The organism is Candidatus Poriferisodalis sp. (assembly GCF_965215815.1).
In the GTDB taxonomy this organism is placed as follows: domain Bacteria; phylum Actinomycetota; class Acidimicrobiia; order Acidimicrobiales; family Poriferisodalaceae; genus Poriferisodalis.
The window spans coordinates 724,429-737,711 of the sequence record NZ_CBDCEO010000013.1 but is presented as its reverse complement, the minus strand read 5'-3'; the positions used below and the strand labels follow the sequence as shown (position 1 = coordinate 737,711).

The 13,283-nt window shown below is 63.7% G+C and carries 16 protein-coding genes; 9 read left to right on the top strand and 7 right to left on the bottom strand.

Annotated elements, in window-relative coordinates:
• Nucleotides 1-95: 95 nt before the first annotated feature.
• The 5 genes from ACOOHB_RS13220 to ACOOHB_RS13200 all read right to left on the bottom strand — a co-directional run bounded on the left by ACOOHB_RS13220 (nucleotide 96) and on the right by ACOOHB_RS13200 (nucleotide 3,292).
• Entirely contained in the window at nucleotides 96-644 is a 549-nt protein-coding gene (locus tag ACOOHB_RS13220; protein ID WP_420446907.1) for a carboxymuconolactone decarboxylase family protein, read from the bottom strand.
• A gap of 231 nt (nucleotides 645-875) precedes the next feature.
• A complete protein-coding gene (locus ACOOHB_RS13215; RefSeq protein ID WP_420445308.1) occupies nucleotides 876-1,130 on the bottom strand; it encodes a hypothetical protein in 255 nt (84 codons plus the stop codon).
• On the bottom strand, nucleotides 1,111-1,452 hold the full coding sequence (locus tag ACOOHB_RS13210) for a hypothetical protein (RefSeq protein ID WP_420445307.1): 342 nt from the start codon (nucleotides 1,450-1,452) through the stop codon (nucleotides 1,111-1,113). Before ACOOHB_RS13210 ends, ACOOHB_RS13215 begins: the two co-directional genes overlap by 20 nt.
• A 10-nt stretch (nucleotides 1,453-1,462) precedes the next feature.
• Complete coding sequence (locus tag ACOOHB_RS13205; RefSeq protein ID WP_420445306.1) at nucleotides 1,463-2,398, bottom strand: ImmA/IrrE family metallo-endopeptidase; 936 nt, start codon at nucleotides 2,396-2,398, stop codon at nucleotides 1,463-1,465.
• Between the two features lie 279 nt (nucleotides 2,399-2,677).
• Complete coding sequence (locus ACOOHB_RS13200; protein ID WP_420445305.1) at nucleotides 2,678-3,292, bottom strand: DUF6642 family protein; 615 nt, start codon at nucleotides 3,290-3,292, stop codon at nucleotides 2,678-2,680.
• 168 nt (nucleotides 3,293-3,460) lie between these two features.
• Between ACOOHB_RS13200 and ACOOHB_RS13195 the strand changes: the two genes are divergently transcribed.
• The 3 genes from ACOOHB_RS13195 to ACOOHB_RS13185 all read left to right on the top strand — a co-directional run bounded on the left by ACOOHB_RS13195 (nucleotide 3,461) and on the right by ACOOHB_RS13185 (nucleotide 6,150).
• Nucleotides 3,461-4,402 (top strand): DUF4268 domain-containing protein, encoded by a 942-nt coding sequence (locus ACOOHB_RS13195; protein WP_420445304.1) that lies wholly within the window; start codon nucleotides 3,461-3,463, stop codon nucleotides 4,400-4,402.
• Between the two features lie 219 nt (nucleotides 4,403-4,621).
• Nucleotides 4,622-5,485 (top strand): TIGR04255 family protein, encoded by an 864-nt coding sequence (locus tag ACOOHB_RS13190; protein WP_420445303.1) that lies wholly within the window; start codon nucleotides 4,622-4,624, stop codon nucleotides 5,483-5,485.
• Nucleotides 5,482-6,150: a hypothetical protein gene (locus ACOOHB_RS13185; RefSeq protein WP_420445302.1), complete on the top strand. Its 669-nt coding sequence runs from the start codon at nucleotides 5,482-5,484 to the stop codon at nucleotides 6,148-6,150. The genes ACOOHB_RS13190 and ACOOHB_RS13185 overlap by 4 nt, the downstream gene beginning before the upstream one ends.
• 211 nt (nucleotides 6,151-6,361) lie before the next feature.
• Here the strand turns inward: ACOOHB_RS13185 and ACOOHB_RS13180 are convergent, their stop codons facing one another.
• The gene (locus ACOOHB_RS13180; protein ID WP_420445301.1) at nucleotides 6,362-7,645 is read right to left on the bottom strand and encodes an IS1380 family transposase; all 1,284 of its coding nucleotides are present in this window, start codon (nucleotides 7,643-7,645) and stop codon (nucleotides 6,362-6,364) included.
• Between the two features lie 187 nt (nucleotides 7,646-7,832).
• Nucleotides 7,833-9,149, bottom strand: a complete 1,317-nt coding sequence (locus tag ACOOHB_RS13175; RefSeq protein WP_420445300.1) for a KAP family P-loop NTPase fold protein — start codon at nucleotides 9,147-9,149, stop codon at nucleotides 7,833-7,835.
• A 356-nt stretch (nucleotides 9,150-9,505) separates the two neighbouring features.
• Between ACOOHB_RS13175 and ACOOHB_RS13170 the strand changes: the two genes are divergently transcribed.
• The 6 genes from ACOOHB_RS13170 to ACOOHB_RS13145 all read left to right on the top strand — a co-directional run bounded on the left by ACOOHB_RS13170 (nucleotide 9,506) and on the right by ACOOHB_RS13145 (nucleotide 13,282).
• Nucleotides 9,506-10,504 carry a nucleotide kinase domain-containing protein gene (locus ACOOHB_RS13170; RefSeq protein ID WP_420445299.1) on the top strand — a complete coding sequence of 333 codons (999 nt, stop codon included), beginning with the start codon at nucleotides 9,506-9,508 and terminating at the stop codon, nucleotides 10,502-10,504.
• 66 nt (nucleotides 10,505-10,570) lie between these two features.
• Nucleotides 10,571-10,900 (top strand): hypothetical protein, encoded by a 330-nt coding sequence (locus ACOOHB_RS13165; RefSeq protein WP_420445298.1) that lies wholly within the window; start codon nucleotides 10,571-10,573, stop codon nucleotides 10,898-10,900.
• Complete coding sequence (locus tag ACOOHB_RS13160) at nucleotides 10,897-11,727, top strand: hypothetical protein (RefSeq protein ID WP_420445297.1); 831 nt, start codon at nucleotides 10,897-10,899, stop codon at nucleotides 11,725-11,727. The genes ACOOHB_RS13165 and ACOOHB_RS13160 overlap by 4 nt, the downstream gene beginning before the upstream one ends.
• Nucleotides 11,724-12,227: a holo-ACP synthase gene (locus ACOOHB_RS13155; protein ID WP_420445296.1), complete on the top strand. Its 504-nt coding sequence runs from the start codon at nucleotides 11,724-11,726 to the stop codon at nucleotides 12,225-12,227. Before ACOOHB_RS13160 ends, ACOOHB_RS13155 begins: the two co-directional genes overlap by 4 nt.
• Entirely contained in the window at nucleotides 12,224-12,601 is a 378-nt protein-coding gene (locus ACOOHB_RS13150) for a helix-turn-helix domain-containing protein (protein ID WP_420445295.1), read from the top strand. The genes ACOOHB_RS13155 and ACOOHB_RS13150 overlap by 4 nt, the downstream gene beginning before the upstream one ends.
• Nucleotides 12,602-12,604: 3 nt before the next feature.
• Nucleotides 12,605-13,282, top strand: coding sequence for an ImmA/IrrE family metallo-endopeptidase (locus ACOOHB_RS13145; protein ID WP_420445294.1), 678 nt, complete (start codon nucleotides 12,605-12,607; stop codon nucleotides 13,280-13,282).
• Nucleotide 13,283 lies beyond the last annotated feature (1 nt).

The following is a 13,283-nucleotide window of genomic DNA, read 5'->3' as shown; positions in this document are numbered from 1 at the left end:
ATCTATATTCGAATGTTAGTAAGTCCGATATGTAAAGCGTATCGACCATGAATAGCATGACCCGACTGCAGAGTGGATGGCCGGGCTGCCGCGGATCAGTCGGGGATCCAGTCTTCGGTTTGGAGGCCGAGCCCGTCGGCGATGCGGTTGGCGTACGCGTAGTAGCCGACGACTTCTGTGATGTCGAGGATGTCGCGGTCGCTGAAGCCGGCTTTCCGCAGGGCGTCGACGTCGGCGTCGCTGGTCGCGGCTGGGGTCTCGGTGAGCTTGACGGCGTAGCGGAGCATGGCGGTGCGTTTGGGTGACAGCGGAGCGGTGGTCCAGTCGTGCTCGACGGCGGCGACCAGTTCGTCGTCTCGGAGGAGGCGGCGCAGACCGCGCCGGTGGTGGACCACTCAGTAGTGGCAGTCGTTGGTGAGGCTGACGACCAGGGCGATGAGCTCGCGTTCGGCCTTGCGCAGCGTGGCGGTGCCGGCCATGGCCGATTCGTAGAGGCCTTGGTGTGCGGCCATGCTGCGGGGGTTCAGCGAGTGGATGGCCAAGATGTTGTCCACCCGGCCCCAGGTGCGGTCCACGACCCGGGGGTACAGCTCGCCGAGGGGGCCGTCCCAGGCGTCGTCAGGAATGACCGTGATGCGTGCCATGAGCCAGCGTTTCACACCGGCGGGGGAGTGCGAACCTGCCGGCAAGGCTCGTTGCGCTGCACTATTCCGCTAGCAGGATGCGGTTTGCCTCGGCGCGTGCTGCTCGGAGCGGGACCAACAGCTCTTCGCTACACCCTGCAGGTGCCGGTCCCTCCTCTTCGTTGCGCGATTCGAGTTCCCTCAGGTGCTGACGAAGTCTCGTCTTAGTACGGGAAAGGTCGGGCAGCGAGTTCACGATGGCTCGGCAGTGCTGCTGGAGCCTGAGTCGTATTCGGGTGTCGCGAGGAATCCTTCATCGGTTGCCCACCGAACAAATTGACCGGACTCGAACGGCAATCGGTAGTCGGTCATGATCAAGCCGTCCGCGATGTCGCTGACCTCGTCGAGGCTGAGCAGTTCCCTGTGTATCGCGTCACACAACAAGGGGAGCGTTCTCGTGCATTCGACACCTTCTCTCTTGCCGACCTCATAAGCCGTGGCTGTCATCGATGACTGCTTGCGCGGGCAACGTGGCAGCGAGCGCCAATACTTCGGCCTCACCGACGTTCTTCCGGCCAGACACCAGCAGCTCGCTGAACAAGGCAAATGTTGAGACTTCTTCGTACGAGCGGAGTTCGTAGCGAGTGATCCAGTCCGCGTCGGCTGCATCAGCGACGTCGGGAAACCGGTGACTCGCCGATTCCAATTCAGCGAGGACGGCCATAGGGATGATCGCACGGCGCTCACCGACGGTTTCCTCGAGAACGCCGAGCCATCCAGCCTGGGCGAAGTGCCTCAATGGTCCTGTATCAAATACGAGCGCGTCCATCGGCGCTGCGTTAGGAGACGACCGACCAAATGGCTTCCGCAGGACGCGGCTGAAGCTCGGGCAGCTCGTCTTCGTCGACGGTGTCGAGAAGCAGTTCGACGCAGCGTGCTGTTGAAATCTGCTCACGCCTGACCAGTTCCAAGACTGCATCGTTGTACTTGGACGGCAGCTCCGGAGGCTGCAGTTCGTCAGCGACGATCAACCCAAGATCTTCGATGTCAGCGCGCTGCGTGCGGGTCGCCCGCACGAGTGAAGCCTCGCCTTCATCAGCCAGATCTATCTCGATGAGGCGCCGAGCCAACGTCGACATGTCGACCCGGTACTCGCTCGCGATTCGCACTGCATCAGTCCTGATCGTCGAGCCGCTCCATTCTTGGCGAAGCGCCGAGGCGGGAAGCAGCAGAGCTCGTGCAAAACGGTCAATGACCGTCTCCCGCGACGCCCTGCTTGAGTCGGCAGAGTCAACGGAGTACTCATCGGCGAACACGTAGTGCCCGATTTCGTGGGCGAGGGTGAGGCGACGTCGGCCGGAAGGATGGCTTCCGTTCACTACAGCCATCCCGCCACGGGACAGCATGACCGAAGCGCCATCGGTGAGCCGGTCGTCGAGCGCAACGGAAAACGTCAGCAGGCCAATGCGCCAAGTCCGAGCGCTCAATTCCTGAGCGGGCTCGGCTCCGCGGTAGCCCAGCAACTGACGAGTACGGGCCGCGGCACGCTCAATTGTTTCGTTGGACTGCGGGAACGAGATCCTCGGCGAATCGGCCAACTCAAGGTCGCCGACCCGCTGCACGAACTCAATCTCACGAGCGAGACGTTCCGTGAGCCAGTCAATTTCTGAGAACGTGCCGCTCCCCGACCGGTCCCGCCGTCGAGAGATGACTGCCTGCGGAGCGTCCTTGAAGAACCACTCCACCCGTACCGAGAGGGATTCGGCGAGGCTCACAAGCTCGATTGTGCTGACTGCCCTTTTGCCTCGCTCGATGGCGTCTATGTCAGCCTCGTTGATCCCGGCTTGCTTGGCGCAGGCTGCGCTACTGACCCCCGACTCAAGTCGAGCAGTTCTGATCCTCGCGCCGACCTCAGCCCACTTGGCGATATCAGTTTGCACGACCATGGGCCTAGCGCACCTGCGGTGCTCGGTTGCTCTGCGGCCGTGAACAGTGTGTCGCCACGCGTCCATCCTAAGCGGCGGTGGACCCGCCTCGTCCAGCTCGTACCTAATTCAGCAGATGTACTCGAATCCGAGCTTGTCGCAGAGGTAGGCGTGGTTGTCGCGCAGGTGTCGGGCGGGAGCGCCGGTCTGGCGGTACCGGCTCAGCGCCTCCAATAGCTGGATTTCGAACGCGGCCCAGTTGAGGTCGCTGTCGACGTCGCGTCTGTAGCCGATGACGGCGCGTGCCCGAGTGTTCTGCCGGAACTCCTGCAGCCGTGTCTCGGCGACCCGCATGACCGAGCACGAGCCGAAGTGGATGATGCGGCCTTCCGCCCGGCCGTCGATCAGGGCTTCGAGGTCTTCGAGCGAGACGTAGCGCTTGCCGCCAAGCGAGAGGCTGCCGGGCCCGCCGTGAAAGCCGAAGTAGCCGACCTGGTAGGCGGCGTAGCGCTTCTGGAGCCATTTGTCGATGTAGTGCTTCAGTTCGGGCACGGTGGCGACGTTGCGGCGAATGCAATTGATCTCGCCGATGTCTCGCAGGGCGTGGAGCATCGTTTTGATACTCCACGGTTCACGCAGGTCGGTGTCCCAGTCGCCTTCAAAGGCGAACACGCCGGTAGCGATCGGATCCTCGAACGCTGTGCGCGTCGTTACGGAAGTAGCGGTTTCTGTCTTCTTGGCCATGGTGTTCTCCAGCTCCCGTTTCAGCGAGACCGCGGCGAGGTTACGAATCGATCGAGCTTGTGGGTTCAGCAACCGCACGGCCCGAGAACAGCCGAACACCTCGCCTGACGTCGCCGAGAGTCAGCTGTCGTTACCGTTTGGGACCGGTCTGCATTGGGGGCGAGTCTGATGGTTGAAGTTGCGTCACTCGACGAGGTTCCGCTGCGCGATGTTTGGCCCGACGAAGCCCGGGACTTCACGCCATGGCTGGCTCAGCACCCGGGCCATCTCGGCAAGGCGCTCCAGATGGACCTGGAACTTGAGGGCGACGAGGTCGCGGTCGGGCCGTTCTCGGCTGATGTCGTGTTTCGGGATGCGAACACCGGTCACCGTCTCGTCGTCGAGAATCTCCTTGAGGCGACTGATCACGATCACCTTGGGAAGCTGATCACCTACGCCGCAGGACTGGAAGCGCACTGGGCTGTGCTGGTGGCGAAGGCGTTCCGCCCCGAGCACCGATCTGCGCTCAACTGGCTCAATTCGCTCTCGGGCGAGGGGAGCGGCTTCTTCGGAATCGAGGTTCACGCCGTCCGCATAGGCGACTCGCCTGCTGCGGTCCAGCTGGAGGTCGTTGTCGAGCCGGACGATTTCTCGCGGCGCGCACGCGCCGCAGCGAAGACGATGTCCGCGTCGACTGCTCGCTACATCGAATGGTGGGCAGAGTTCCTTCCTGCGTTTCACGAAGCGCATCCCGATTGGAGCAACGCAAGGGCTCCATCGTCCACCAACTGGATGAATTTTCCGAGCGGGAAGAGCGGTGTTCGTTACGACCTCAGCTTTGCCTACCCAACCGGCGCTTCGAACTACAGCCTCCGAGCTGGGTTGTACATCGACGATGGAGACTCGGTGTACCCGGCGCTGGAGACTCAACGCGTGGCGGTCGAAGCGGCACTCGGTTTCACGCTGCAGTGGGAGCCCATCGAGAATGCGCGGGCTTCACGAGTCTGTGCCTACCTCGATCCTGTTGATCCTGCTGACCGGGCGAGTTGGCCGGCGTATCGCAACTGGGCCATCGAGACCCTCGGCGAGCTACGCCGAGTCTTCGCTGATCCGATCAGAAACCTGCCGTAACACACGAAGCGCGACCGTTACCTCGAAGCGCGGGTCGGCTGCCGCCGCATGGCACCACTGTCGCGGGGTTGAAGACCGTCAATGGCGGCTTCGGCGCCAGTGAACGCAACGCAGCCCTGCGCATCGAGCGGAAACTCCGCGTTTGCCTGCGAGCGCTCGAGCGAGGCTGACCGGGTCGGGTCACCGCATGTTCCCAGGCGGCGCGGTTGTGTATCACGCTTGGTTACACTTTTGGTTATCGCCGAGCAACTGTCATGCGTCACGCCGCCGTTCCGGAATCCGCCGCTCGTCCTGACCGTGTTGGAGATTCGCTATCCCGATATTGCCGGGGGCCTCACCGTCGACGCCGTCGCAGCGATCAAGGAAGCGGTGCATGACAGCCTGCCGATCATGGTGTCGCTGGTCGAGCATCAGATCGGCGTGGCCATCGACGCACCAGCTCCGCCGCAAGTGACACTGCGCCCGTCGTCAAGGTTCTGTGCTCGCGACCAAGCCACCGCGCTGGTTGTGAGGAACGACGCGCTGGTCCTGGAGACGACGGACTATGCGGGCTGGGCCGAGCACTTCGGGCCACTGACGCGACTGGTCACCGAGGCGTTGGAGCGCATCTGCGCGCCCGACGGCGTGTTGCGGATCGGTTTGCGGTACATCGACGAGATTCGAGTGCCTGGCGTCGGCGGCGAGCCGGAACACTGGGACGGCTACATCAATCCCCGGTTGCTGGCCGCGGCTGCTGCTGACCTGAGGCCGGCCGGGATGAATCCGACGGCTTGGCAAGGCAACATCCAGTACCAGACCGACGCTTCGTGCGCTTTGACCGTGCGCTATGGGCCTCAGACGGGCTACGCCGTGGACCCCGAGGGGCCGACCCGGCGCAAGTCGGTGTTCCCATCTGGGCCGTATTTCTTGCTTGACTCCGATGCGTTCTGGACCAGCGACAATGAGATTCCCAAGTTCGCGGCAGATGGCATCCTCGAACAATGCGATCGGGTGCATCAGGCGGCGAGCGACTTCTTCAAGATTGCCGTCACCGACAAGCTGCGCACAGAAGTGTTCGATCGGCACACGGAGGACCCAACATGAGCACTGTCAGCCGCATCGAAGACGAGCCCACCGGCGCATCGGTCGGCCATGCCCCGCCTCGCTTGGAACGGACCAGGACGATTCAGGATGTCGTGGACGACATCGGGTTCCTGCGCAACCACAGCGAGTTGCTGGTCAACGATTCTCGGAACCTTCACGAGTCGATCGGGCGCATGCACTTCGACAGCCTCGAGGAGGAACTGCGCTCGACAACCGTGCGTCACGCCCGGGAGCGCTTGCCGGCGCTGTTGGACCGGCTCAGCACGCTGGGGTTCTCGTGGCGGGACATTGCCTGGATCTGTGGAGTCTCAGTGCCCGCCGTCCGCAAATGGCGACAGGGCGAGTCAGCGACGGGCGAGAACCGACAGCGCGTCGCACGTGTCGTTGCGCTGTGCGAGATTGCGGCAGAGCGCTACCACATAGCGGATGTTGCAGGTTGGCTCGAAACGCCAGTCCACCCTGAGGCACCGATCAGCGGGCTCGACTTGATGGCGTCTGAACGCTTCGATCTCGTTCTTGCGCTGGCTTGCGAGCAGCCCGGCGACCCCGAAGAGGTCTTGGACGAGTTCGAACCTGACTGGCGCGTTCGGTATCGCTCGGACGTAGAGGTGTTCACAGCGGCCGATGGTCTGCCGGGCCTGCGACTCACCAGCCCTGACAACTAGCCCTGATTATTCATGGGAATTCTGTTGGTCGTATTTTCGGTGTGGGTTGCGCCCGGTTTGGTGGTGTGGGGCTGTTGGGGCGCGGGCGGGAGCGTCGCAGGGGAGCCGATGGCCCCGGTTGTGGTGCTCAGGCGGCGTCGGGTGGGTGTGGGTGCGTGGCGGGGCTGTCGCGCCGGGGGCGGGCGTCGAGCAGAGCAGGTCGGCCGCGGGGTCAGCGGGGGTGGGCGATGGCGAGCAGCGCTTTGGCGCCGGGGTGCCGTTCGGGCAGCCGCAAGAGGACGCGCCGTGCGCTGTGGCACACCAGGGCGGGCAGGTGCCACAGCTGCCAGCGGAGCCTTTTGGGGGCTGCGCGGCGCAGCGCTGCGGTGAGGCAGGCGTTCTGGAGCCAGCCCACGAGCGCGAGGCCGATCATGCACATGGCGGCCCAGGCGCTGTTCGCGTGCCAGTCGGTGAACGGCATGCGCGCCAGGCCGCTGTGGTTGAGCCGGCACACGGCGTCCTCGACGTCGGCATGTGAGCGCATCAGCTTGTCCAGTTGCACAGCGCTGCCTTGCTGGTCGGTGAAGAATCCCCAGTAGCGGAAGTTCTCGCTCCCGAACAGGCTGCGCTGCGCCCCGGGATGGAGCGGCTCGCGGCGCACCACCAGCCGGGTGCGGTCGGGCCAGCCAGACAGGTCCGCGAGGTCGGTGAGGTCCGCGACCTGAGCACCGCGCCGCTTGCGCCGGCGGGGCTGCTTGGGGACGTTGTGCCAGCGGTCCGGGTCGCCCAGGCCGCCGCGGATCGCTGCTTGGACGCCCGGCGCCGACCGCGCCGACACCGCGTAGCCGATGTTGGGGTCCCGCAGCTTTGCGGCGAGTCTGGGCGAGCAGCCCGCGGCGTCGGGCTCGGGCAGCGTCGCCACCGCGGCGTCGATCACTTCGAGATGATCGGCGATGTCGTTCGCGGCGGCGTTGCCGGGCCGCTGCTTTATCCACAGCGGCTCCCCGTCGGCAGTGGAGCACACCATCGGACCGAACCCGAACCCGCCCTTGTAATGCGGCGCAGCCCCCTGCTTGTTCTCCGAGTGGACCTCCACCAGCGTCGAGTCGATGTCGACCACCAGCGGCCCGCTGCGGTCCGCGGAGGCCCACAACGGCTCGCGCACCGCAGCAGCCGCGCCCAACAGCGCCGCGGCGCCGCCTTCGCCCAGGCCCGTGAGGGTGCGGTACAGCGTCGAGTCCGATGCCACGTCGCCGAACAGCTCCCGCTGAGCGCGCAGATGCTCGATGTCGGTGCACGCCTCACCGCCGCCGGCCAGCATCAACAACGCATGGACCAGCACCCGGCCCCGGTCATGAACCGGGGCACGCTCGCCGCGCGGGGGCACCGCGGCCGACAGCGCCTCGGTCAGCCCGACCCGGTCCGCGAACCCGCCCAGAGCGAACAGCCCCGCGCCCCACACGACACGGTCCCCGCCGCCTGCCAGACGCGCGTTTGTGACACTGCTAAGTTTCACCTCGGAGATGCCCCCCTGAAACTGCGGATGCGTTCATCACAGACATGCATCGTCGCAGGTCAGAGGGGCTTTTCCGCGGACCCCGACAACCCAGCCCGCCCGACTCGTGAATAATCAGGGCTAGAGGCAATACCGCCATGGGCGGCCCACTCGCATCACGCGCACACAACCTCACGCGCACCGACAACTAGACCATTGCCTCGATCTGTTCAGCGACCTCGCTGGCTGAGCAAAATCTGTGCGCCTGAATGTTCTCAAGCCATTGGGTTTGAATTCGTTCGGCTGTCTCGTGGTCTCCGAGGCCGACAGCTGCGTAGCGAACAGCGAAGTCCTCTCGGGCAATGGTCGGCACGGACCCGGGGTGGCCCAACTCGAGGAGCGATCGCTGCAAGTAGATCCTGGCGTCGCCGAACTCAAGATCCTGTATCCACATCATTGATAATGACTCACTCAGCTTGCCAACAGCAGCAACTCCATCCTGAATCCCAGCGACGAACTCCTCGTAGAACGCTTGGTCGATGGAGCGAAGCATCAGCATTGCAAGCGCTGCAAGCTGCCACGCTTCATGCCGCTCGCCGGCTGGGTCGGCAACGGTTGCTACGAAGTGCGCCATCTGCTGTGCATCGCGCAGACTTGCAAAGGACTCTGCCACCAAGTGCGCCAGTGATTCCGCGACAACGCTGCTGAGCGATTGCCGCCTCAATTCAGTGTGGTTGATCGCCGTGTTCGTGAACAGACTCAGTTGGCCCGCGCTAGGTACACCGAGGTGGATCGGCAAGTCGATGTAACGGCGCAGAAAGACAGCAGCATCCGTCTGGGGTCCGAATACCTCCTTCACCCGATACTCCAGTTCCGCACGATTGACGCCCAGCACGATGACCACACCGGGTGCGGCGAAGAGGTGACGTACCTCGGCCAGCATGTCGATCGCGTAGTCGGGGTGGCAGCGGTCGAGTTCGTCGATGATCACGACGAACTTGCCGCCGGATGCCTGCACAAGCTTGCCGAGCGCCTCTTTGAAGTTCGTGACCTGCGCCTCGACATCAGCCCACACCTGGAACACGGATGTGCTGTCAGTGTCGTTAGTTCCGACGCCCTCGGGGTCGACCACACCGGCTGTGGCGGTCTTGACACCTTGCACAAGGAGTCCGCGCAAGATCCTCTTGCCGAGCCCGAATGCTGCTTGGATGAGATCCGTTGTGACGTTGGTGCTGTGCGCTGCCAGCGCCGAAACGACATCGATGACGGGGTTGTCGGTGTGGGACTGCTGCCAAGCATTGAACTCCTGGACACCCACGCCCTCGTGCAGCGCCAGGTTGGCGGCGAGCATCCGCAAGAATGCGGACTTGCCGGATCCGAAACCTCCGTTAACTGAAATGACGGCTGGGCCCTCTTCGGCCACAATCGCCCGCGTCAATGCCTCAACGCGAGGCTTGCGACCAAGCAGATCGTTCTTGAATGGATCGTCGTCGTCGACCTCCAGTTCAGGTGGACGGAGTGGCATGGCGTGCCTCCGTGGCCGGTGGCGGATTGATGGGCGACGCTCCGCAGCGGAGCCGATATGAGATGCGGGCGAAGCTAGTTTCGCGCCAGCTGACGGGAGTGCGCCTCCGAGTTGGCGAGAGGCAGTAGCACTGCGGACACGCACGTTCTAGCGCCCGTCAATTGATCGCCGGTCTGTTCGAAGCGCCAGCGGGCGGATGCGGCCTGGCCTCGTGCTGCCGGCAGCACGGCCTGCCTGCTGATCAGGGGATCTTGCGCGGATCCGAGGGCGGCAGCGTGTCGTGGGTACTGTGAGCCGCAGTGTCAATCGCCACCCGTGAGCATGAGCAAGGTCAACTTCCGTTCGAGGAGAACTCCGTGATCCGACTCGGCGGGCGGCGAGTGCAGGTGACCGAGGTCTTCTGGTCATACTGGCGGCTGGCGGCGGAGCGGCAGGCGATCTTCTATCGCCGCGCCGCAGGCGAGCTTGGTCCGTGGACGAGCGATCCCATCCTCGCTAGGCACAGGTTCACGAACGCGTACCGTGCGTCGGACCGCGTCAGTCAGTACCTGCTTCATCACGTGATCTACGACGAAGAGCGCGACGCGCTGGACACGTTCCTGCGAGTCCTGCTCTTCAAGATCTTCAACCGGATCGACACATGGGAACATTTGGTTGACCGCGTCGGGCAACCGACAGTGGCCGGCTTCAGCGCCGACGGCTACGCAAAGGCGTTGGACGAACTGCTCGATCAGGGCCGATGCGTGTATTCGGCGGCGTACATCATGCCGAGTCCACGGCTAGGGGCAGACCGCAAGCACCGTGACCACCTCTCCCTTCTCGAGGGGCTGCTGCGGACGGGCGTGTTGGCCGACCTCGAGCGAGCTTCTTCGTTGCGATCCCTGTATGAGCAGCTCTGCGAGGTGCCGTCGTTCGGTCCGTTCTTGGCGTTTCAGTACGCCATCGACCTGAACTACACGCCGCACTTCGACTACGACGAAATGGAATTTGTTGTCGCCGGTCCAGGAGCTGTTCGCGGCATCCGCAAGTGCTTCGCAGACACCGGCGGCCTCGACGCAGCCGGTGTAATCGCGGCAATGGCGGACTCAGCCACCGAGTTCTTTGAGATGACACCGGTGCCGACGCCGTTTCGGGACCTGTGGGGCCGTCCTCTTCAACTCATTGACTGTCAGAACCTGTTCTGCGAGGTCGACAAGTACGCGCGGGTCGCCCATCCCGAACACTCATTGGGTGGGCCGGGCCGAATCAAGCAGGTGTACCGGGTTGACGGTCGGCCCTTGAAGTTGGGCTACCCGCCCAAGTGGGGCTTGCCGTTGTCGGCGCAAGCTCCGTCCTGCCTCAGCGCTGCGGGTTAGGTCCGGGTCGCCGCAGGGCACTCGACGCGCTTGACGGCTGATGTCAGATAATCTAACATCAATGTCATGTCAGATGACATCGACACGGGCAGCATCTCCCCACCACAGCGCCAAGCTGAAAGCGCGGTCGACGTTCGCGGCCTAAATGAGAGCGAGCTTGAGGCCCACGTAACAGCGCTGCTCGCGAGTGTTGGCGAAGTCTCGAGTGGGCCCAGCGCGAGCGTGGCCAGCCTTGTGGCGGTGTGGGTGATCAGTCAAGTCGAGGAGGCCTGCGGAGTAGGACGCCTCGTCGACCCTGATGACCTGACCAAGGACGATTTCGCCAGCCCAATGGTGCTGAGCCAGAAGCTGCACCGACAGATCCACAAGCAAGACGCACCACTGGTCGGGTCATGAGCGAGCTACTCGCTGCGAGCAAGACCCTGAGCGAGGCGTGGCTCCAAGCCCTGACGCACACGGCCAGCCAGCGGGATGGCCGCTGCGTCAATTTGGTGATGACGGTCGAGAACCCTGGCTCAGAGAACGAAGCCATCCGCGACGCGCTCGACCGAGGGCTCGATGCTGCGGGAGACCAAAGCGTGGAGACAGTCGCGGGCACCATCTTCCCAAGGGCGCTCTACCGGAGTCCCGGATTCGCCTGGTCACCCGATCTCGATGAGCAGGCCGTCCGAGAGCTCGATGCTGCGGCGCACAACCTCTACGAGTGCTACGAGCAGATGCTCCCCCTGCTGCTGAAGTTCCGAGGAAACAACCGGGGCACTTACTTCTCACGGATGATCACCTGGCCGGGCAAGAAGCCCGGCGGGACGAATCAGCTGGACTTGAGGATCTCCCGTATTCGCGGCGAATTCGCTAGGGGACGCCGAACCAACAACACCCTCGACATCGATGTCGGTGCCGATGCCCTTGTGTCAGAACCCCTCGCTGGGGTGCAGGTCTATGCGCCTAGTGACCAACGGATGCGGGGCTTTCCCTGCTTGGTCCACATCGATCTCTCCTTGCTTGATGGAACGCTGCACTGCACAGCCGTGTACCGCCACCAGTACCTGATCACGAAGGCATACGGAAACTTGGTCGGCCTCAGCCGCCTCGTGTGCTTTTTTTGCGAGCAGACGGGTGCTGAGTGCGGCGAACTGGTGGTCCACGCAACATTGGCCGACGCGGAGCCGAGTCATCGACCGAAGCCACGAGCTCTCGTGGAGTCGATGGGAGTACTGCTGTGAGAAGCGTCGACGCAGCAGCAACACCGCCGTCTGCGGCGCTCGCGTCAGCGCTCGAGACCTCGGCGCTGAACCAAGACTGCCGCGACATCGTGTGTGTTGGGGTTGATGTCGTAGCAGTTCCGAGATTGAGCCGACTCGTTTCCGAAGGTGGGCCGGCGTTTCTTGATCGTGGCTGGACATCAGACGAATGTGCCGAAGCCAACGGCGACCCGGAGCGGCTCGCGACACGGTGGGCGACGAAGGAAGCGGTGATGAAGTGCCTCGGCCTGGGGATAAGCGACCTCGATCTGCGAGACATCGAAATCGTGTCGTCAGAATCGGGCGCTCCGAGTGCCGTGTTACGAGGCTCGGCCGCCGAGCGGGCCCGATGGCTCGGCATCTCGAAGTTCCATGTATCTGCCTCGCACGAGAGCGGCTGGGCTGCGGCGATCGCAGTGGCCTGCGCGGGGACGGAATTAGAAGATCTTGAAGTGTCAGTTCAACGAGAGGACGGATCATGAGCACAGATGCGCCCGATTCGGACGCAAGCGAAGAAATGGCCCTCGCGCGACGACTGCGAGGTGCACGCGAATACATCGGTCTGCTGCAAGAAGATGTCGCAACTGCGCTAGACATCCCCAGAGCGAGCGTGTCGGCGATCGAGTCTGGAAAGCGCCGCGTCTCATCGCTCGAGCTCCGACGCCTCGGCCGCTTGTATCGCCGACCCGTGGCCTGGCTTCTTGGAGAAGAAGGTGCTGAGGTCGACATGAATGTGCCCTTGTACCGGGCGACCGAGGCGCTGTCGGATCAGGATAAAGAGCAGGTCTTGCGCTTCGCCGAGTTCCTCGCTGGGGCGGGACGACCCGGAGCTACCCGGACCGAACAAGCGGAATAGCCCATGGCTTCCGGGCACACCCGACGCCTCGCGGCTGCAAGCTCGGCGAGCCGCCTCCTGAGCGAGGCCGGCGTAGATCAGTCGCGCAAGGTGGATGTGTTCGGCCTAGCGGAACGCCTCGGGTTGTGGCTCGCCTTCTTCCCGCTCGATGGGCTCTTGGGCGCATACCTGCCAGAGGGCACGGGTGGCATTCTCATCACCACTGAACGATCGACGCCGATTCAGCGATACACCGCGGCGCACGAACTCGGCCACTGGCGACTCGACGGCGGCCACGATGCTGCACTCGATACCGAATCGGATGTGCTGGGACGCACCGACATCGAGCGAGAGACGCTTGCGCAGGTGTTCGCCGGAGCGCTGCTGATGCCGCCCCCGCTCATCCACAGCATCCTGTCGCGCCGCAACTCAACATCGCTTAGCCCGCTGGACGTCTACACCGTCGCCCGCGAAGCAGGCGTCAGTTACGAAGCAGCTGCGCGGCAGCTGCACCACCTCGACCGGATCACGCAGCACGAACTGCGAGAGCTGCTCAAGGTGCAGCCACTAACCCTGATTATTCACGAGTCGGGCGGACTGGTTTGTCTGGGTCCGCGGAAAAGCCCCTCTGACCTGCGACGATACGTGTCTGCAATGAACGCATCCGCGAGTTCAGGGGGGCATCTCCGAGGTGAAACTTAGC